Raw genomic sequence first — 21,286 nt, forward strand, 5'->3', positions numbered from 1 at the left:
TCAGAGATTGGCATCGACCATGCCGTGACGAACCGCCAACAGCGTCAGTTCAACGTCGCTGCTGATCGAAAGCTTTTCGAAAATGCGGTAACGGTAGGTATTCACGGTTTTCGGCGACAGGCAGAGTTTGTCGGAAATGATCTGGACCTTCTGGCAGCCGACAATCATCAAGGCGATCTGGATTTCCCGCTCCGACAACGCGTCGAAAGGCGAATCGTTGGTCGGCTGGAACGACTTGATTGCCAATTGCTGGGCGATCTGCGGGCTGATGTAGCGTTGCCCGGCAAATACCAGGCGGATGGCCTGGACCATTTCCGGCAAGCCTGCGCCCTTGGTCAGATAACCCGCCGCCCCGGCCTGCAACAGCCGTGTAGGAAACGGATCCTCCTCGCACACAGTGACCGCGACGACTTTGATGTCCGGATGACTGCGCAGCAGTTTTCGCGTGGCCTCAAGACCGCCGATCCCGGGCATCTTGACGTCCATCAGTACCACATCAGGTTTCAACTCACGCGCCTTGAGCAGGGATTCCTCCCCTGACTCGGCCTGGCCGACTACTTGCAGGCCATCGATGTCAGCCAGCATTCGTGTAATGCCTGTACGAACGAGATCATGGTCATCGACTACTAGCACCCTAATCAAGCAGACACCTCGCGATATGGTCGTATTGGGTTGCCGACACCTTAGCAAAAAGCGACTGGCAGACCTAGCGGCAAGCATCATATAAAAAGTTTCAATTCATCTTTCGAGGCTTGCCCTCTGTGTGTTTCAGCGACGAGGGGCATCGACTTCACGCTGCATTCTCAGGAAACACTCATCCTCGCCGACCACCTCCAGCCCCATTCGCCGATACAGCGCCTGCGCCGGATTATTTTTAAAGACCGTCAGGCGCAAGGCCGGCCGTCGTTCCGTCCGGACCATTGCCAATACCTGATCGATCGCCCAGGAACCGGCTCCCTGCCCCCGGAAGGCGTCGGATATGTGCAGTTCGCGAATGTACAAGGCCCTGGCATCACGGCTCAGGCTGACATAACCCAGCGAAACGTCGCCCCGCACAATCAACCAGTTTTCTCTTCCCGCCCACGCCACATCAAAGGCCTCATCCAGCCAGGGCAGTTCGTACTGGATGTAGTAAGGCAACATGTTTTGACAGGTCAGGCCCCGAGCGAAATCCAGATCCCGGGATGTCGCCGGACGTAATTGGTAAATCATTCAAGCCCCGCGATGATGACTGCATGTAGCGAAGCATCGAGTGTGTCACAACCCTCCCGGCACTCAAGCGATAGAAAACGCCGCCGGTGCCCGATAGCATTTTCTGATTGAATCCGCCTACCGCCCTCTAGTAAGCTCGGCGCATTCATCGGAGACAGACCATGTTCAACACCCCTTCTCAGCTTCTTACCGTCAGCGCCCTGCGCTCGGTGGCGGCTGCCCGGGTGAATGACGTTTGTGCTCCGGTCAGCTTTTATTTTGGGTATTGGTTTAGCCACTGGCGCGCCTGATACCCACACGGCGCCCACTTTAAACGGGTCGCCACCAGAGAATTCTCAACCCCCGGTCGGCTCCCCGACCGGGGGTTTTGTTTTTTCAGCGTCCTGCCATCAGCTACCTACATTTTTAGCAACACCCCAGACAACTTGAGGATTCACGACATGAACTACGCCACTTATTACCGTCACGACAGCTTTACCGCCTGGCGATTTACCAGCCTCCGCTCGGGACAGCCTGCCGCCTCCGATCGGTCACCCACAGGTGGCAAGCACACACACGCAGCCAATCCGGCCAATTGTCGAACACCCCAGTAGGGCCGAGTACGCGGGAACGAACCCGCTGCCAGCCCAGGAAGCCCGAATATGAACTCGTCCGTCTCTGCCTTGCCACTGTCCACCTTGAGCCCGGCCAATGAAGCGCTGAGCCTGCGCCTGCCCAGCTCGTTGCAACTCAAACAGCAACTGCCGCTCAACAATGCCCTGACCCAGCAAGTCGCCGCCCACCGCCACGCGGTCCGATCGATCCTCAACGGTGAAGACTCCCGCCTGTTGGTTATCGTCGGTCCCTGCTCCCTCCATGATCCGAAGTCAGCACTCGAATATGCCGGCAACCTTGCTCGCCTGGCCGCTGAAGTCAGCGATGAAATGCTCCTGGTGATGCGCGCCTACGTCGAAAAACCCCGCACCACCATCGGCTGGAAAGGCCTGGCCTACGACCCGCAACTGGATGGCAGCGATGACATGGCCGGTGGCCTGACCCTGTCCCGGGAGCTGATGCGTGAAATGCTCCGCCTCGGCTTGCCGATTGCTACCGAACTGCTGCAACCGATGGCGGCCGGATACTTCGACGACTTGCTCAGTTGGGTCGCCATCGGTGCGCGCACCACCGAATCGCAGATCCACCGGGAAATGGCCAGTGGCCTGAGCATGCCAGTAGGTTTCAAGAACGGCACCGATGGCGGCGTCACGGTCGCCAGTGACGCCATGCGCTCGGCAGCTCATCCCCACCGACATTTCGGTGTCGATAGCCAAGGGCATCCCGCAATCATTCAAACCCCCGGCAATCCGGATACCCACCTGGTATTGCGCGGAGGACATCACGGGCCCAACTACGACCGCGATAGCGTTTCCCGGATCAACCACGACTTGAGCAGGCTTAAGATCCCCGCGCGGATCATGGTCGATTGCAGTCACGCCAACAGCGGTAAAGACCCGTTGCGCCAACCCGCCGTATTCAACGATGTGCTCGAACAACGCCTGCAAGGTGATCGCTCGCTAATTGGCATGATGATTGAGAGTCATCTCTTCGAAGGCTGCCAAGCGCTGGGTTCATCCTTGCAATACGGGGTCTCGATAACAGACGGCTGCCTCGGCTGGACTGGCACGGAACACTTGCTGCGCCAGGCTGCCGACCGTCTGCGGACACAGCACCACGCACGTCAACCGGCATGACTCATGGCTTCCTTCCAGTCTTCAAGCGAAGACTGGAAAGTCGCGAACGACTTACTCCTGCACCTGAACCAGTACCACTTCTGATTGCTGGCTCACATCATCGAGCCGTTCGACCGAATAACCGACCCGAACCGTCGAGCCTTGATGCTCTCTCCAGAACCGGTAAGGAACAATGAACACCAGTGGTTCACCGGCCATCTCCTGGGAGATTTCACGCTCGTCCCGATGACTGAATTCAGTGCCGTCACACTTCAGGTACACCAGTTCGCCTTCCTCGGTTCGTGCACCATCAATCACGACAGTGACGCCATCGATCGAGTCCTGCAGATCCAGCCAGCCTTCATCGGCCTCCAGGACGATGGGGGCCAACAGCGGCGCTCGTTCCAGAGGCCCGATGGACAACGGCATCGGGTCCGAATAAAGCGGCGCCTGCCCATGCTGTTCAATGCAGTAACGCAGGATCACCGACGATCCGAGGCCTGAGACGATGAACTCCGGATTTACCCAGAACGATACTTCGTGCCCTACCGCGAAGGATTCGATACTCAACCTGTCGTTGAAGCTCGTTTCCGCTGTAGCACCTTCCCAGAACAGCACAACCCGATCGCCGGCCGCCATCCGGGCGTAAGGTCGAATCGTGATGCGTGCGCCCTCACCCACCCGGGCCGGATCAAGCTTGCCGCCCACGGCATCATTCACGAACAACGGCAACACTCCGGAAGATGTATCACCAACATTCAATTGCAAACGTCGGGACTGCACGGGCTCGGGCAAACAACGGCTGGTGAGCGTGTAGTAGATCTCCAGGTAACCGCCATCCAGCGCAACGATATGAGGACTGGCGACGACAAACACAACGTCCTTGCCAACCTGCCTCTGGCTGACAAAGTGCGTGACCTCGTGCCGATAGACCAACCCCTCGGCGTCAATCCCGGACCAGTGCAACACCAGCCTGTCTCCGCTCGCCATGCCTGAATAAGGCAAGACATTGACGACCGCTTTTTTGCTCGAAGGGTCGAGAACGGCATTGTCGGCCTGCACCAACTGCGGGGCGGACAACGCCAGCTTCGCTGCTTCTACTTCAAATAGGCTCATTCATTTACTCCAGTCCTTGGACATATGAACCGACCCGCAGGCCGGCGTCGAACGAAGCCTATTGAAACCCATCGCTGCGTTCGGCGATGTCAGGCGATCACGTCAGAGGACCGGGGCAAATGCTGATTACCTAGTAGGCCGTTGATGAGAATTTCTCTTGGCTGCTTAAAAAGATGTCGAAATGTTCCGACGTAGGCTTCGTCCTGTTCCGAATTTTCATACCTTTCCTATACCGCTTTCCTTCGAGCACAGCGGATTTTTCATACATCGCCCGGCTACGGGAGTGTTTTAGAGTGGAGCCCCTGCCACATCTACGAACTTCCGCGAAAAAGGTACGAACATGCAACGGAATGCAACAACTCAGCATCCAATCCTGCTGGTACATGGGCTCTTCGGTTTCGATCGCATCGGTCAGTTCGAACTGTTCCATGACGTCAAGCAGGCACTGAGAAGCTATGGCGCCAGAGTCTTCGTTCCCCACCTGTCGGCTACCCATAGCAACGAACTGCGCGGCGACCAGCTTTTGGCACAGATCGAACGGGTACTGGAAGGGACCGGCGCAAGCCAGGTCAACCTGATCGGTCACAGCCAGGGCGCACTGGCCGCACGTTACGCCGCCGCCATCGCTCCGGAGCGGGTAGCCTCGGTGACGTCCGTCAGCGGCCCGAATCACGGCTCGGAACTGGCTGACTTTCTGCGCAAGGCCCTTACGCCAGGACGCTTGCCGGAGCATGTGGCGAGAAAAGTCGCCACCGCGTTTGCAGACTTCCTGTCGTTGCTGAGCGGTAACCAGCAGTTGCCTCAAAACGCAATCGCCGCGCTTAACGCACTGACCACCGAAGGCGTGGGTGCCTTCAATGACAAGTACCCACAGGGGCTGCCGAAAACCTGGGGCGGCAAGGGTCGAGAGTTGGTCAACGGCGTGCGGTATTACTCCTGGAGCGGCACCCTGCAAGGCAGCATCCTTGATGAAGGGCTCAGTGGTTTCGATCCGGCACACGCTTTTTGCCGGGCGTTTTCCGAGTACTTCATCACCGAGGCCGGACAAAACGACGGACTGGTCGGACGCTACAGCTCTCACTTGGGCAAAGTGATCCGCTCCGACTATCCAATGGATCACATGGACAGCCTAGGTCAGACAGCCGGACGAGGTCGCAAAGGTGTCAACCCGATCGAGCTGTACGTGCAGCACGCCGAGCGCTTGAGAAATGCCGGCCTGTAAACCCTTCCTTATATTAATGCCCCAATGCCCGACCGGCTTCAGATGGAACTTTGAGAAGAAATAGGCCACTGAATCCGGTAGGCTCAGCACTTTACTGAACATTGAAAGGAGAATTTTCCCATGGCTAAAGCCACTGCCCGTCACATCCTTGTTGCCAGCGAAGCCAAGTGCAACGAACTCAAGGCCCAGATTGAAGGCGGCGCTGATTTCGCCGAAGTTGCCAAGGCTAACTCCACTTGCCCGTCCAGCCGCCAGGGCGGTGACCTGGGTTCGTTCGGTCCAGGCCAGATGGTCAAGGAATTCGACACCGTGGTCTTCAGCGCACCGATCAACGTGGTGCAAGGCCCGGTCAAAACCCAGTTCGGTTATCACCTGCTGGAAGTGACCAGCCGCCAGGATTGATCTGACGCCTGTGTTTTCTGCGCAACGGCCCGCCTTTTGGTGGGCCGTTGTGTTTTGGTTACGTGTTTCGACTGGCGAGTGACGCGCTGCTAGCGTACAAATTGTGGTTATCGATCACCCGGCTCTAAGGCTGACAATGCGACTGGCTTTCCCCACTTTGATATTCACTGCCGTGGCCCTGCTGCTGAGTGCCGCTGGTGTGAATGCAGCACCGCAACACGCGTTGACCGTGTATGGCGAACCGGCGAAATATCCCCCGGGCTTCAGTCATTTCGCCTACACCAACCCGCAAGCACCCAAGGGCGGCACGATGCGCCGTTCGGCCATTGAGATCGGTCACTTCGACCATGTGCTGCCCTACATCGACAAGGGCATCGGCGTGAACCAGATCGATGGCCTGCTCTACTCACCCCTGGCCCAGCGTTCGCAGGATGAGCCCTATACGGTGTACGGTCTGGTGGCGCAGAAGATGGAGCGTTCCGAGGACGGTCTGTCCCTGCGTTTCTACCTGAACCCCAAGGCACGCTTCACCGATGGCCAGCCCATCACTGCCGAAGATGTGCGCTACACCTTCGATCTGCTGATGACCCAGGGCAGCCTGCGCTACCGCACCCAGTTCGCCGACGTCAAAGGCGTTGAAGTCGAGTCACCGCTGACCGTCCGGTTCGACTTCAAAAGCAACGAAAACCGCACCCTGCCCCTGGACATCGCAACCTTGCCGGTATTCCCCGAGCATTGGTGGAAGACCCGCGATTTCGCCAGCGGCGGCGGTTACGAACCCCCGCTGGGCAGTGGCCCGTATCGGGTCAGCAAGGTCGACTCCGGGCGCAGCATTACCTTCGAGCGCAACGCCGACTGGTGGGGCAAGGACCTGCCAGTCAGCCGCGGCCTCTATAACTTCGACCATTTCAGCATCGAGTACTTCGGCGACACCGACGTCGCCCGCCAGGTGCTGCGCGGCGGCGCCTACGACTACAACCGCGAGTTCTCCGCCACCGGTTACTCCATCGGCTACGAAGGTCCGGCCCTGAGCGACGGTCGCCTGCGCAAGGCCCACCTGGCCACCGACGCACCGCAAACAGCCCAGGGATTCGTCTTCAACCTGCAAAACCCGATATTCCAGGACCGCCGTGTGCGCCAGGCCCTGGCCATGCTCTGGGATTTCGAATGGAGCAACCGGCAGATGATGCGCGGCCTTTACATCCGCCAGCAGAGCTTCTTTTCCAACACCGACCTGGCGGCGCGCAAGCTCCCGGATGCCGCTGAGCTGGCGATTCTCGAGCCCTTGCGCGGGCAGATTCCCGATGAAGTGTTCACCCAGGTCTTCGAAGCGCCCAAGACCGATGGCAGCGGCGTGATCCGCGACAAGCAATTGCAGGCCCTGGAGCTGCTCGAACAGGCCGGCTGGAAACCCGATGGCGATCAGCTGGTGAATGCCCAGGGCGAGCCGCTGAGCTTTACCTTCCTCACCAGCCAGAACGGTATCGACCGGTTGCTGCTGCCTTACAAGCGCACGCTGAAACAGATCGGTATCGACCTCAACATCCGTCGCATCGACTCGTCCCAATACGTCAACCGCCTGATGTCCAGGGACTACGACATGATCATCACCGGCTACCCGGTGACCACCTCCCCCGGCGGCGAACTGGTCAACTACTTCGGCTCGGCCTCCGCCAACGATCCCGGCGCCAACAATTACATGGTGCTGAAGAACCCGGCGGTGGATACGTTGATCAGCGGCCTGATCCGCGCCAACACCCAGGCCGACATGTTGCACTATGCCCACGCCCTGGATCGGGTGCTGCAATGGAATTACTACTGGATTCCCAACTATTACCCGCCCGGCAGTTCGACGGTGTGGTGGAATCGCTTCGGCATTCCCAGCGTGCAAGCGAGCAATGACGAAGCCATCGAGAGCTGGTGGGAAGTGAGTTCCACCCCGCTGACCAACGAACAGATGACCGCCGAACTGATCAAGCGCGGCAAATCCGGAGGGCCGCGCTGATGTGGGCGTACATAGTACGGCGTTTGCTGCTGATCATCCCGACGCTGGTGATCATTCTTCTGGTTAACTTCGTGATCGTCCAGGCCGCGCCCGGTGGTCCGGTGGAACAGGCCATCGCGCACCTGCAAGGCATCGGCGGCGCCCAGGTCGGCGGCGGTTCCAGCGAGACGATGCACAACAGCTCCCGAGCCAGCCGAGGCCTCGACCCGCAACTGATCAAAGAGATCGAAAAACAATACGGTTTCGACAAGCCGGCCCCGGAACGCCTGTGGCTGATGCTCAAAAGCTACGCGCGGCTGGATTTTGGCAAGAGTTTCTTCCGCGGCGCCACGGTGACCGACCTGATCCTCGAAAAAATGCCAGTGACCATTTCCCTCGGGCTCTGGGCGACGCTGATCACTTACCTGGTGTCGATCCCCTTGGGCATCCGCAAAGCGGTGCATCACGGCAGCCACTTCGATATCTGGAGCAGCACCGCCATCATCATCGGCTACGCCATGCCGGCGTTCCTGTTCGCTATGTTCCTGATCGTGGTGTTTGCCGGCGGCACATCGTTGAACTGGTTCCCGGTGCGCGGCCTGGTCTCGGACAACTTCGAGTCGCTGTCCACCGTGGGCAAGATCGCCGATTACTTCTGGCACCTGGTGTTGCCGGTTACCGCGCTGGTGATCGGCGGCTTCGCCACGCTGACGATCCTGACCAAGAACTCCTTCCTCAATGAAATCACGCGCCAATACGTGGTGACTGCCCGCGCCAAAGGCTTGAGCGAGCGCCGGGTGCTGTACGGCCACGTGTTTCGCAACGCCATGCTGCTGGTGGTATCGGGGATCCCCCAGGCCTTCATCAGCGTGTTTTTTGCCGGTTCGTTGCTGATCGAGGTGATTTTCTCCCTCGATGGCCTGGGCCGCATGAGCTACGAAGCTGCCGTATCACGGGACTATCCGGTGGTCTTCGGTTCGCTGTTCATCTTCACCCTGTTCGGCCTCTTGATAAAACTGGTCGGCGACCTGTGCTACACCCTGGTCGACCCGCGTATCGACTTCGCCGCGAGGAACGCCTGATGTTCAAGCTCTCGCCCTTGGGCCGTCGTCGTTTCGAACGCTTCAAGAAAAATCGCCGGGGCTGGTGGTCGCTGTGGCTGTTTATCGGCTTGTTTTTGCTGACCCTCGGTGGCGAACTGATCGCCAACGACAAGCCGCTGATCGTCAGTTACCAGGGCTCGTTGTATTTCCCGGCGTTCAAGCGCCACACCGAGCAGGAATTCGGCGGGCAACTGCCGTTCCAGGCCGACTACCGCAGCGACTATGTGCAGAAGCTGATCAAGCAGGATGGCGGCTGGCTGTTGTTCCCGCCGATCCCGTTCAGCGATGACACGCCCAATTACGACCTGAACAAACCGGCGCCGAGCCCACCGTCGAAGGTCAACTGGCTGGGCACTGACGACCAGGCGCGGGATGTGCTGGCCCGGGTGATTTTCGGCGCCCGGGTGTCGATTCTGTTTGCCCTGATGCTGACCTTTGTCAGTGCGCTGATCGGCATTGCCGCCGGTGCGCTGCAAGGCTATTACGGCGGCTGGGTCGATTTGTTGGGGCAACGTTTGCTGGAAGTCTGGTCGGGGCTGCCGGTGCTGTACCTGCTGATCATCCTGTCGGGGTTCGTCGAGCCCAATTTCTGGTGGCTACTGGGGATCATGGCGCTGTTTTCCTGGCTGGCCCTGGTGGACGTGGTGCGCGCCGAATTCCTGCGCGGGCGCAACCTGGAATACGTCAAGGCTGCCCGGGCGCTGGGCCTGACCGACCGCAAAGTGATCGTGCGGCACATCCTGCCCAATGCGATGAACGCGACCTTGAGTTACTTGCCGTTCATTCTGACCGGCGCGATCTCGACCCTCACGGCCCTGGACTTTCTCGGCTTCGGCATGCCGGCCGGCAGCGCCTCACTGGGCGAGCTGATCGGCCAGGGCAAGCAGAATCTGCAAGCACCGTGGCTGGGGTTGACGGCGTTTTTCACCCTGGCGCTGATTCTTTCTTTGCTGGTGTTCATTGGCGAGGCGTTGCGTGATGCCTTTGACCCCAGATCATGAAGCGGACCGATGACATGAGCGACAACCTGATCGAAATCCGTGACCTGAGCGTGACCTTCAGTGGCCAGACCGTGGTGCGCAACCTGTGCCTGGATATCCGCCCCGGCGAATGCCTGGCACTGGTGGGCGAGTCGGGTTCGGGCAAATCGGTGACGGCCCATTCGATCCTGCAATTGCTGCCGGAAATCGGCACTGAAACGACCGGCAGTATTCGCTATCGCGGCCAGGAACTGGTCGGCGCCGATACCAAGGCCCTGCGCAAGCTGCGCGGCGACCGGATCGCGATGATTTTCCAGGAGCCGATGACCTCGCTGAACCCGCTGCACAGCATCGAAAAGCAGATCGGCGAAACCCTGCTGGTGCACAAAGGCCTGGCCGGCAAAGCGGCGCAGGCGCGGATTCTCGAATTGCTGGAACTGGTCGGCATCAAGCACCCCAAGGAACGCCTCAAAGCGTATCCACATCAACTGTCCGGTGGCCAGCGGCAACGGGTGATGATCGCGATGGCCCTGGCCTGCGAGCCCGAGTTGCTGATCGCCGACGAGCCGACCACCGCCCTGGATGTGACGGTGCAACGCAAAATCCTGCTGCTGCTCAAATCCCTGCAACAACGGCTCGGCATGTCGCTGTTGCTGATCAGCCATGACCTGAATCTGGTGCGCAGCATCGCCCAGCGCGTGTGCGTGATGAAGGCCGGGGAAATCGTCGAGCAAGCCCCTTGCGAGACGTTGTTTAACGAACCGAAGCACCCTTACAGCTGCGTGTTGCTGAACGCCGAACCGGAAGGCGAAGCCCTGCCCCGGGACGAACGCGAGAACGTGCTGGAGGTCGACAACCTGCGGGTCAAATTCGCTCTCGGCGGCGGTCTGTTCCAGCGCAAGACCTGGTTGCACGCAGTGGATGGCATCAGCCTCAACATCCAGCGTGGCAAGACCCTGGGCATTGTGGGCGAGTCCGGCTCGGGCAAGTCCACCCTCGGCCAGGCGATCCTGCGTTTGCTCGACTCCGAAGGCAGCATTCGCTTTCAGGGCGAGGCACTGGACGGCTTGACGCAAAAGCAGCTGCGACCGTGGCGCAAGAAAATGCAGGTGGTGTTCCAGGACCCGTTTGGCAGTTTGAGCCCGCGGATGTCGGTGGCGCAGATCATCAGCGAAGGCCTGGAAGTGCATAGCCAGTTGACCGCCGAGCAATGTAAGGCCGAAGTGATTCGGACCCTGGAAGAAGTTGGCCTCGACCCGCAAAGCCGTGATCGATATCCCCACGAGTTTTCCGGTGGTCAGCGGCAACGCATTGCCATCGCCCGGGCGCTGGTGCTCAAGCCAGCGCTGATCCTGCTGGACGAACCGACCTCGGCCCTGGACCGCACCGTGCAAAAGCAGGTGGTCGCCCTGCTGCGCGACCTGCAGAAAAAGCATGGCCTGACCTATCTGTTTATCAGCCATGACCTGGCGGTGGTGCGCGCTTTGGCCCATGACATGATCGTGATCAAGGACGGCAAGGTTGTGGAAAGCGGTGCCAGCCATGACGTGTTCGATTCACCGCAGCATCCGTATACCAAAGAGCTGTTGGCGGCGGCGCATCCGGGCTGAATCTCGAAACTGCGGCGCGGCCTTCGCGGGCAAGCCTCGCTCCTACAGGTACGAGGTAAACGCGCCACCCGTGAACGCCACCTCCCCTGTAGGAGCGAGGCTTGCCCGCGAAGAGGCCCTGACAAACAACACACATTCCGGACATGACAAACATGAACACCACCGAAAGCCTCAAGGACTACCAGCGCGTGCGCCTGCTGGCGATCCGCTCGCTGTTCGAGATCATCGAGCAATCGAGCGAAGGCACGGTGATTGTCGATCGCGACGCCAATATCGTCTGGATGAACGAACGCTACGCCCGGCGCTTCGGCCTGGAATCAGCGGAGGTCGCGATCGGCAAAGCCTGTGAAAGCGTGATCCCCGGCAGTTTGCTGCGTGACGTGGTGCGCACCGGCCGCCCGATCCTGCTGGACATGCAGGACACGCCCAAGGAACCGCTGGTGGTGATGCGCCTGCCAATTCACGACGATGCCGGCGCGGTCATCGGCGCCATCGGCTTTGCGCTGTTCGACGAATTGCGCAGCCTGTCGCCGATGCTCAAGCGCTACCTGAGCATGCAGGAAGAACTGGCTTCCACCCGCTCGCTGCTACGGGCGCGGCAAACCAAGTACAACTTCGCCCATTTCATCGGCACCAGCGCCGCCAGCCTGGAAGTCAAACGCCGTGCCCGGCGCAGTGCCAGCGCCGAGTCGCCGGTGTTGCTGCTCGGCGAAACCGGCACCGGCAAGGAGTTGCTGGCCCAAGCCATCCACGGGGCATCGCCCCGGGCGCACAAGGCGTTTGTCAGCATCAACAGCGCGGCAATTCCCGAGGCATTGCTGGAAGCCGAGTTCTTCGGCACCGCCCCCGGCGCGTTTACCGGCGCGGACCGCAAGGGCCGGGTCGGCAAGTTACAGATCGCCCAGGGCGGCACCCTGTTCCTCGATGAGATCGGCGACATGCCCTTGCCTCTGCAAAGCAAATTGCTGCGGGTGTTGCAGGAAAAAGAATTCGAGCCTGTAGGCTCCAACGAAGTGATCCAGAGCGATGTGCGGGTGATTGCGGCGACCTCCACGGATCTGGAAGCGGCGATCAAGCGCGGCGAGTTTCGTGCCGATCTGTATTACCGCCTCAACGTGCTGCCCATCCAGGTCCCGCCATTGCGTGACCGCCTCGACGACATCCCGGCCCTGAGCGAAGCGATTCTCGAAGAGCTGCGCAGTCAGCACGAGTTGAACCGCGAGGCACTGGACCTGCTGGGCCAACACGCCTGGCCGGGGAACATCCGCGAACTGCGCAATGTGTTGGAACGCGCGGCGTTGCTTAGCGATGACTTGATGTTGACTGCGACGGATATTCGGGCGGCGATCGGCACATTGACCCCGGTGACGCGGGTGTCGGCGCAGGCGATTGAATCCGTCGGCCATGAGACGTTCAGTGAGGCTCGGGAGCGGTTTGATCGGCAGTTGATTGAATCGGCGCTCGCGCACTGTGGCGGCAAGGTGATTGAAGCGGCGGCGCGGTTGGGGCTTGGGCGGTCGACGTTGTACAAGAAGATGGTGGCGTTGGGGATTGCAGAGTCTCAATAACGAGACATTGATCTCTGTTGGTAGAAAGTACGCCATCGCGGGCAAGCCTTGCTCCTACAGGGCTTTGTGGCGTTCGCGGATTATGCCTACACCTCGCACTTGTAGGAGCGAGGCTTGCCCGCGAAAGCGCCCGCCAGATCACCATCCATCTCAAAACAGAGACAAAAGTCTGAAAAAATCACCAGGTAAAACCAATATCCCCTTATATTTCAACACCTTAACCACCTGGCACGATTCCCGCTAAAGCCCTCCTCTACAAAAGATCCACCTTACAAAAATAACAATTCAGGAGAGACACACCCATGAGTGTGATCATTGCCTTGGCAGCCCTCGCGCTGTTGATGCTGGCTGCTTACCGTGGCTACAGCGTTATCCTCTTTGCCCCGATTGCCGCCCTCGGCGCCGTCCTGCTCACCGACCCTTCCGCCGTCGCCCCTGCGTTTACCGGGGTGTTCATGGAGAAAATGGTCGGCTTCATCAAACTGTATTTCCCGGTGTTCCTGCTTGGTGCGGTGTTCGGCAAGCTGATTGAGTTGTCGGGCTTTTCGCGCTCCATTGTGGCGGCCGCGATCAAACTGCTCGGCACCCGCCAGGCGATGCTGGTGATCGTGCTGGTCTGCGCGTTGCTGACCTACGGCGGCGTGTCGCTGTTTGTGGTGGTGTTCGCGGTGTATCCGTTTGCCGCCGAGATGTTCCGCCAGAGCAATATCCCAAAACGCCTGATCCCGGCGACCATCGCCCTCGGCGCGTTTTCCTTCACCATGGACGCCCTGCCCGGCACCCCGCAAATCCAGAACATCATCCCCAGCACCTTCTTCAACACCACCGCCTGGGCGGCGCCGTGGCTGGGTTTGATCGGGACGATTTTCGTATTCTGCACCGGCATGCTGTTCCTCCAGCGCCAACGCAACAAGGCTCAGCGCGCCGGTGAAGGTTACGGCACCGAACTGCGCAACGAGCCGGAAACCGCCGAAGACATCAAGCTGCCGAACCCGTGGATCGCCCTGTCGCCACTGCTGGCGGTGGGCATCATGAACCTGCTGTTCACCCAGTGGATCCCGCAGTGGTACGGCAAGACCCACAGCCTCGCGCTGCCAGGCATGGCCACGCCGGTGACCACCGAAATCGCCAAGCTCACCGCCATCTGGGCGGTTCAAGCGGCACTGCTGATCGGCATCCTCATGGTGCTGGCGTTCGGTTTCCGCGCGATCAAAAGCAAACTGGCCGAAGGCAGCAAAAGTGCGGTCAGCGGCGCACTGCTGGCGGCGATGAACACCGCATCGGAATACGGTTTCGGCGCGGTGATTGCCTCGTTGCCGGGCTTCCTGGTGCTGGCCGACTGGCTGAAAAGCATTCCCAACCCGCTGGTCAACGAAGCGATTACCGTGACGCTGCTGGCCGGTATCACCGGTTCCGCCTCGGGCGGCATGAGCATCGCTCTCGCGGCGATGGCCAATGACTTCATCGCCGCCGCCCACGCCGCAAACATTCCGCTGGAAGTGCTGCACCGGGTGGCGGCGATGGCCAGCGGCGGCATGGACACCCTGCCGCACAACGGCGCGGTGATTACCCTGCTCGCGGTCACCGGCCTGACCCACCGCGAAGCCTACAAAGACATTTTCTGTATTACGCTGATCAAGACCCTGGCGGTTTTTGTGGTGATCGGCACTTTCTACGCCACTGGCATTGTGTGAGGTATTCATGACGAATCTGACTGGCAAGACCGCATTGGTCACCGGCTCCACCAGCGGCATCGGCCTGGGCATCGCCCTGAGCCTGGCCAAGTCCGGCGCCAACGTGGTGCTCAACGGCTTCGGCGATGCCGCGAAGGTGATTGCCGAAGTCCAGCAATTTGGCGGCAAGGTCGGGCATCACCCGGCGGACGTCAGCAAACCCGAGGACATCGCCGAGATGATCGCCTACGCCGAGCGCGAGTTCGGCGGCGTCGACATTCTAGTGAACAACGCCGGGATCCAGCATGTGGCGGCGGTGGAAGACTTTCCGCTGGAGCGCTGGGATTCGATTATCGCGATCAATTTGTCCTCGGTGTTTCACAGCACCCGGCTGTGCCTGCCGCGTATGCGTGCAAAGAATTGGGGGCGGATCATCAACATCGCCTCGGTTCATGGCCAGGTGGGGTCGGTAGGCAAAGCCGCTTATGTGGCGGCCAAGCATGGAGTGATCGGCTTGACCAAGGTAGTCGGTCTGGAAACTGCGACCACCCAGGTGACCTGCAACGCCATTTGCCCGGGCTGGGTGTTGACGCCGCTGGTGCAGAAGCAGATTGACGATCGCGCCGCCACCGGGATTGACCCGCAACAGGCGCAGCATGATTTGTTGGCCGAGAAGCAGCCGTCCCTGGAATTCGTGACCCCGCCGCAACTGGGTGAGCTGGTGCTGTTCTTGTGCAGCGAGGCCGGCAGTCAGGTGCGGGGCGCGGCGTGGAATATTGATGGTGGGTGGTTGGCGCAGTAATCCGCCACCCGGATCGTTCCCACGCTCTGCGTGGGAATGCCTCAATGGACGCCCTGCGTCCGATTTTGGGACGCGGAGCGTCCCGGGCTGCATTCCCACGCAGAGCGTGGGAACGATCTGACTAAAAGAGAGGCAAGCCATGTCCGACATCCTCTGGCAACCCAGCGCCCAGCGCATCGGCAAGACCCGCATGGAGGCCTTTCGGCGCTTCGTCAATCAGCGCCATCACCTCAAGATCGACGACTACCCTGCCCTGCACCAATGGTCCATCGATCAGCGGGAAGCCTTCTGGCAGGCGATCGTCGATTGCTTCGATGTCCGCTTCCACGACCAGCCCGACGCCGTGCTGCGCGAAGGCCCGCACATGTCCAGTGCCGAGTGGTTCCCCGGCGCGACCCTGAACTTTGCCGAGCACCTGCTGCGCCGTCGCGACGATGCCGTGGCAGTGGTCGCCGTGGCTGAAAACGGTCAGCGTGAACAACTGACCTGGGCCGAACTGGCCAGCCATGTCGCCGGCCTCCAGAACAGCTTGAAAGCCGCCGGAGTCGGCGTGGGTGACCGGGTGGCGGCGTGCATGCCCAACACCTGGCAAACCCTGGTGGCGATGCTCGCGACCACCAGCCTCGGGGCGATCTGGTCCTGTTCCTCGCCGGACTTCGGCACCCAAGGGGTGATCGACCGTTTCGGCCAGATCGAACCCAAAGTGCTGATTACCTGCGCCGGTTATCGCTACGCCGGCAAGGAGATCGACCAGCGCGCCAAGGTCAACGAGATCCTTGCACGGTTGCCCACCCTGGAGCAGTTGATCGTCGTGCCTTACGCCCGACCCCATACGCACATCGACGAATTCCACACCCAGGCCAACATCTCGCTCTGGGACGATTTCTACGACATCGGCGGCGAACCGGATTTTGTCCCCGTGCCGTTCGCCCATCCGCTGTACATCCTCTACTCCAGCGGCACCACCGGCGTGCCCAAATGCATCATCCACAGCACCGGCGGCGTGTTGTTGCAACACGCCAAGGAGCATGGGCTGCATGGCGATCTCGGCCCCGGCAGCCGTTTGTTCTACTACACCACCTGCGGCTGGATGATGTGGAACTGGCTGGTCTCGGCCCTGGCGGTCGGCAGTGCCGTGGTGTTGTACGACGGCTCACCGTTCCACCCCGGCCCGGAGCGCTTGATCGACCTGATCGACGACGAGCGCATCAACGTCTTCGGCACCAGCCCCAAGTTCCTCGCGACCCTGGAAAGCAGTGGATTGAAACCGCGGCAGAGTCACGATCTGAGCAGCCTGCAAACCCTGCTCTGCACCGGCTCGGCGCTGTCACCGCAGAGCTACGATTTTGTCTATCGCGACCTCAAGGCGGACGTGTGCCTGGCCTCGATGTCCGGCGGCACTGATATCGTTTCGTGCTTCGTCAATGGCAATCCGCTGTCGCCGGTCCGCCGTGGCGAGATCATGGGCAAAAGCCTGGGCATGGCGGTCGAGGTCTGGAATGACGCCGGCCAACCGGTGATCGGCGAGAAAGGTGAGCTGGTCTGCACTCGCCACTTCCCGGCGATGCCCGTCGGCCTGTGGCATGACCCGGACGGCGAACAGCTGCGCAAATCCTATTTCAGCCTTTTTCCCGGGGTCTGGGCCCAGGGCGACTACGCCGAACAGCTGCACCACGGCGCGATGATGATTCACGGTCGCTCCGACGCGGTGCTCAACCCCGGCGGCGTGCGCATTGGCACGGCGGAGATTTATCGCCAGGTGGAGAAAGTGCCGCAGGTGCTGGACAGCGTCGCCATCGGCCAGCAATGGCAGGATGACGTGCGGGTGGTGCTGTTTGTGCGCCTCCAGGACGGCGTCACGCTCGATGAGACCCTGCAACAGCAGATCCGCCAGGTCATCCGCGCCAACACCACGCCCCGGCATGTGCCGGCGAAGATCGTCGCGGTCAGCGATATTCCTCGGACGATCAGCGGCAAGATTGTGGAGTTGGCGGTGAGGAATGTGGTGCACGGACAACCCGTGAAAAACACTGATGCACTGGCCAATCCCGAGGCGTTGGAGCAATTTCGCAATCGCCCCGAACTCAATGACTGAACCCAAGCCCCCGTAGGGGCTGGTGTTAATCCATGAGGCCCCATTCACCGGGCGGTGGCTGGGTTTTGGGCGATGTATCGGCGTGCAGCTTCAGCCGCAACCGCAAATTATTCACCGAGTCGGCATGCTTCAACGCCTCATCCTCGCTGATCGCCCCCTCCACGACCAACCCATACAGCGCACCGTCGAACGTCTGCATCCCAAGTTCCGCCGACTTCTCCATGATCCCTTTCGCCTCATCAAACTCATTGCGCCGGATCAGGTCGCCAATGGTCGGCGTCCCCAGCATCACCTCCACCGCCGCCCGCCGCTGCCCATCCAGGGTGCGCACCAGCCGTTGGGACACGAACGCCTTGAGGTTGTTGCCCAGGTCATGCAGCAGTTGTTCCCGGCGCTCTTGCGGGAAGAAGTTGATGATGCGGTCCAGCGCCTGGTTGGCGTTGTGGGCATGCAAGGTGGAGATGACCAGATGGCCGGTATCGGCAAAGGCCAGGGCGTGCTCCATGGTCTCGCGGTCACGAATTTCGCCGATCAGCACCACATCCGGCGCCTGGCGCAGGGTGTTTTTCAACGCGGCATGAAAACTTCGGGTATCAACGCCGACCTCCCGCTGGTTGATGATCGACTTTTTGTGCCGATGGATATACTCCACCGGGTCTTCGATGGTGATGATATGGCCACTGCTGTGGCGGTTGCGGTAATCGATGAGGGCCGCCAGGGACGTGGACTTGCCCGAGCCGGTGGCACCGACAAACAGCATCAGGCCCTGCTTGAGCATCACCGTTTCCAGCAGCACCGCCGGCAAGTTGAGGTCTTCGAAACGCGGGATGTCGAGCTTGATGTTGCGCGCCACGATCGACACGTCGTTGCGCTGTTTGAAGATATTGATCCGAAAACGCCCGACCCCGGCCAGGGAGATGGCCAGGTTCATTTCCAAATCCCGATCGAACTCCAGCCGCTGTTCGGCGTCCATGATGGATTCGGCGATGGCGGCGATTTCCCCCGGTTTGAACCGCTGATCGGACAGGGCTTTGAGCACACCGTCGAACCGCGCGCTGGGTGGCGCACCGGTGGAAAGGTACAGATCGGAGCCCTCCTGGCTGGCCAGTTGCCGCAACAATAAATCGATTTCCATGGCAAAAAGCACCCGCGAAGCATTCAATGAGCAAATATGACCCGACAGCATGACGCCTCGGGTCATCCAGCGACTACCGCCCTGCAAGGATAGTAGACGTAGCCACACCGACTGACGTGCAGGACATCTTGATGAACGCATCACCGACCGGCAGCGATGCCCAGGCCCTGATCGCCCGACTGGACTGGAGCCGCAGCCCCCTGGGCGCCGCCAGTACCTGGCCGCAAAGCCTGCGCACCGCGGTGGACATCGTGATTCATTCGCCGATGCCCATGCTCCTGCTGTGGGGGCCACAGCTCACGCAGATCTACAACGACGGCTTCGCTTTGCTGTCCGGCCACAAGCATCCGCACGCTTTCGGACAGCCCACGCACCAGATATGGCCTGAATTAAAAGACTTTACCGACCCGATCTACAGCGCCGTCCTACAAGGCCAGGTGCGGACCTACAGCGAACAGCGCTTTACCCTACAACGCGACGGACGCGATTCCGACTTCTGGCTGGATTTGACCTACAGCCCGATCCGCGATGAAAACGCCGAGGTCGCCGGGATCCTGGTCACCGCCATCGAAACCAACGAACGGCGACGCATCGCCCTCGAACTCGAACAGCGCTCCGCCGCCAGCCTCAAGGCCCAGCACGAAACCGAACAACGCCTGCAACTGGCCCTGGCCGCCACCGACGCGGTCGGCACTTGGGACTGGGACATCGGCGAAGACCGCTTCATCGCCGACGCGCACTTTGCGCAACTGCACGGGGTTGACCCGACGATGGCCAGCCAATTACCTATCAGCGAGTACCTGCACGGCGTACACCCGGAAGACCGGGGCATGGTGGCGCGCAGCATTAAGCACTGCATCACCCACGGCACCGAGTACGCTGAAGAATACCGCCTGCTGCAACCCGACGGCGAACTGCGCTGGGTGTTTGCCCGGGGCCGCTGCTACAAGGATCACCATGGCCGGCCGATGCGTTTTCTCGGCGCCGCCCTGGACCTGACCGAACGCAAACACACCGAACAAGCCCTGCGTCAGAGTCAGACCGAGCTGCAACTGATCATCAACGCGATGCCGATCCTGATCAGCTACGTCGACCGCGAAGAACGCTTTCGCCTGAACAACGCCGCGTACCTCGACTGGTACGGCCTGACGCCCCAGGAACTGTTCGGCCGGACCATCCAGGAAGTGCTCGGCGACGAAGCCTACGCCTTGCGCGCCCACTACATCGCCGAGGCGCTGACCGGCAAGCCCTGTTCGTTCAGCATCGACGCCGCGCACCGTGACGGCAGCATCCGCAGTGCCCTGATGAATTACCTGCCGCGCCACGGTGCGGACGGCGCGGTCAACGGTTTCTACATCTTTGTGATCGATGAAACCGAGCGCAAACAGACTGAGGAAGCCCTGCGCAACCTCAATGAAACCCTCGAAGAGCGGGTGATCGCCCGCACCCAGCAACTGGCCGAAGCCAACCAGCGCCTGCAAAACGAGATGTTTGAGCGCGAGCGTGCCGAAGATGCGTTGCGCCATGCGCAGAAAATGGAAGCGGTGGGTCAACTCACCGGCGGCATCGCCCATGACTTCAACAACATGCTCACCGGGATCATCGGCAGCCTCGACCTGATGCAACGCTACATCGCCGATGGCCGTGCCGCCGAGATCGGGCGTTTCACTGAAGCGGCGGTGTCCTCGGCCAAACGCGCGGCGGCCCTGACTCACCGGCTGCTGGCGTTCTCCCGGCGTCAGTCCCTGGACCGCAAACCGCTGAACGCCAATGAGCTGATCCATTCCCTGGAAGACCTGCTCAGCCGCACCAAGGGCGACCATATCGAACTGGTGCTGCAACTGGCCGACGAGGTGTGGCCGGTGAGCACCGACCTCAGCCAACTGGAAAACGCCCTGCTTAACCTGGTGATCAACGCCCGGGACGCGATGCCCGATGGCGGCCGGTTGCTGATAGAAACCGCCAACGTCTACCTCGACGGTAACGACCTTACGCCGCTGGAGTCGGTCAAGGCCGGGGACTATCTGATGATCGCCGTCAGCGACAACGGCACCGGCATGACCCCGTCGGTGCTGGCCAAGGCGTTCGATCCGTTCTTCACCACCAAACCCATCGGCCAGGGCACCGGTTTGGGGCTGTCGATGATCTACGGTTTTGCCCAGCAATCCGGCGGGCATGTCAGCCTCGACAGTGTGCCGGACCAGGGCACGTGCGTGCGCCTGTACTTGCCACGATTGCACCTTGGCGCACCGCAAGACACCTCGCTGCCGGTTACGGGCGAAGCGCCCTCGGCGATTGCCGGGGAAACCGTGGTACTGGTGGAAGACGACCCGGCGGTGCGCATGCTGGTGCTCGATTTGCTCAATGAGCTCGGTTATCACGCCCATGAAGCGGAAGATGCCCGGGCCGCACTGCCGTTGCTTGAATCCGATTTGCGCGTGGATCTGTTGGTGACCGATGTCGGGTTACCGGGAATGAACGGTCGGCAATTGGCGGAAATCGCCCGTCAGCATCGCCCGGACCTCAAAGTGCTGTTCATGACCGGTTATGCGGAGAAAGCCGCCGAACGCCAGGGCTTCCTCGAAGAAGGCATGGACATGGTGGCCAAACCGTTTTCCATCGACCTGCTGGCCAACAAGATTCGCACGATGATCGGCCAACCGGAGTGAGTTAAG

17 protein-coding genes are annotated in these 21,286 nt (G+C 60.6%); 13 read left to right on the forward strand and 4 right to left on the reverse strand.

Features of this window, described 5'->3' with window-relative positions; translation table 11 throughout:
- The gene (gacA, locus tag ACZ89E_RS07840) at positions 1-642 is read right to left on the reverse strand and encodes a response regulator transcription factor GacA (protein WP_082356623.1); all 642 of its coding nucleotides are present in this window, start codon (positions 640-642) and stop codon (positions 1-3) included.
- A 126-nt stretch (positions 643-768) separates the two neighbouring features.
- Entirely contained in the window at positions 769-1,212 is a 444-nt protein-coding gene (locus ACZ89E_RS07845) for a GNAT family N-acetyltransferase (protein ID WP_476255288.1), read from the reverse strand.
- A gap of 161 nt (positions 1,213-1,373) precedes the next feature.
- Between ACZ89E_RS07845 and ACZ89E_RS07850 the strand changes: the two genes are divergently transcribed.
- Together ACZ89E_RS07850 and ACZ89E_RS07855 are read left to right on the forward strand one after the other, a co-directional pair.
- Positions 1,374-1,502, forward strand: a complete 129-nt coding sequence (locus ACZ89E_RS07850; protein ID WP_256672385.1) for a hypothetical protein — start codon at positions 1,374-1,376, stop codon at positions 1,500-1,502.
- 351 nt (positions 1,503-1,853) lie between these two features.
- Positions 1,854-2,942: a 3-deoxy-7-phosphoheptulonate synthase gene (locus ACZ89E_RS07855; RefSeq protein WP_149661219.1), complete on the forward strand. Its 1,089-nt coding sequence runs from the start codon at positions 1,854-1,856 to the stop codon at positions 2,940-2,942.
- A 51-nt stretch (positions 2,943-2,993) separates the two neighbouring features.
- Here ACZ89E_RS07855 and ACZ89E_RS07860 read toward each other — a convergent pair whose 3' ends face one another.
- Complete coding sequence (locus ACZ89E_RS07860) at positions 2,994-4,037, reverse strand: hypothetical protein (protein WP_476255289.1); 1,044 nt, start codon at positions 4,035-4,037, stop codon at positions 2,994-2,996.
- Positions 4,038-4,377: 340 nt separating this feature from the next.
- On the opposite strand from ACZ89E_RS07860, the gene ACZ89E_RS07865 reads away from it, so the two are divergent.
- From ACZ89E_RS07865 to ACZ89E_RS07910, 10 genes are all read left to right on the forward strand, one after another.
- Positions 4,378-5,259, forward strand: a complete 882-nt coding sequence (locus tag ACZ89E_RS07865; RefSeq protein ID WP_476255290.1) for an esterase/lipase family protein — start codon at positions 4,378-4,380, stop codon at positions 5,257-5,259.
- A gap of 120 nt (positions 5,260-5,379) precedes the next feature.
- Positions 5,380-5,661, forward strand: a complete 282-nt coding sequence (locus ACZ89E_RS07870; RefSeq protein ID WP_008150918.1) for a peptidylprolyl isomerase — start codon at positions 5,380-5,382, stop codon at positions 5,659-5,661.
- A gap of 136 nt (positions 5,662-5,797) precedes the next feature.
- Positions 5,798-7,666: an extracellular solute-binding protein gene (locus ACZ89E_RS07875; RefSeq protein ID WP_476255291.1), complete on the forward strand. Its 1,869-nt coding sequence runs from the start codon at positions 5,798-5,800 to the stop codon at positions 7,664-7,666.
- Positions 7,666-8,727: a microcin C ABC transporter permease YejB gene (locus ACZ89E_RS07880; RefSeq protein WP_149661223.1), complete on the forward strand. Its 1,062-nt coding sequence runs from the start codon at positions 7,666-7,668 to the stop codon at positions 8,725-8,727. Before ACZ89E_RS07875 ends, ACZ89E_RS07880 begins: the two co-directional genes overlap by 1 nt.
- The gene (locus ACZ89E_RS07885) at positions 8,727-9,749 is read left to right on the forward strand and encodes an ABC transporter permease (protein ID WP_149661224.1); all 1,023 of its coding nucleotides are present in this window, start codon (positions 8,727-8,729) and stop codon (positions 9,747-9,749) included. Before ACZ89E_RS07880 ends, ACZ89E_RS07885 begins: the two co-directional genes overlap by 1 nt.
- A 14-nt stretch (positions 9,750-9,763) precedes the next feature.
- Positions 9,764-11,338 (forward strand): ABC transporter ATP-binding protein, encoded by a 1,575-nt coding sequence (locus ACZ89E_RS07890; RefSeq protein WP_476257029.1) that lies wholly within the window; start codon positions 9,764-9,766, stop codon positions 11,336-11,338.
- 152 nt (positions 11,339-11,490) lie between these two features.
- A complete protein-coding gene (locus ACZ89E_RS07895; RefSeq protein ID WP_476255292.1) occupies positions 11,491-12,906 on the forward strand; it encodes a sigma-54 interaction domain-containing protein in 1,416 nt (471 codons plus the stop codon).
- A 302-nt stretch (positions 12,907-13,208) separates the two neighbouring features.
- Entirely contained in the window at positions 13,209-14,600 is a 1,392-nt protein-coding gene (locus ACZ89E_RS07900) for a GntP family permease (RefSeq protein WP_123407737.1), read from the forward strand.
- 7 nt (positions 14,601-14,607) lie between these two features.
- Entirely contained in the window at positions 14,608-15,381 is a 774-nt protein-coding gene (locus ACZ89E_RS07905; protein ID WP_476255293.1) for a 3-hydroxybutyrate dehydrogenase, read from the forward strand.
- Between the two features lie 139 nt (positions 15,382-15,520).
- Positions 15,521-17,476, forward strand: coding sequence for an acetoacetate--CoA ligase (locus tag ACZ89E_RS07910; protein WP_476255294.1), 1,956 nt, complete (start codon positions 15,521-15,523; stop codon positions 17,474-17,476).
- 25 nt (positions 17,477-17,501) lie between these two features.
- On the opposite strand, the gene ACZ89E_RS07915 is transcribed toward ACZ89E_RS07910, so the two are convergent.
- A complete protein-coding gene (locus ACZ89E_RS07915; RefSeq protein ID WP_149661229.1) occupies positions 17,502-18,611 on the reverse strand; it encodes a PilT/PilU family type 4a pilus ATPase in 1,110 nt (369 codons plus the stop codon).
- Between the two features lie 131 nt (positions 18,612-18,742).
- On the opposite strand from ACZ89E_RS07915, the gene ACZ89E_RS07920 reads away from it, so the two are divergent.
- Positions 18,743-21,280: a PAS domain-containing hybrid sensor histidine kinase/response regulator gene (locus ACZ89E_RS07920; RefSeq protein ID WP_476255295.1), complete on the forward strand. Its 2,538-nt coding sequence runs from the start codon at positions 18,743-18,745 to the stop codon at positions 21,278-21,280.
- The last annotated feature ends 6 nt before the right edge of the window (positions 21,281-21,286 follow it).

Source organism: Pseudomonas sp. TE3899, from assembly GCF_056279105.1.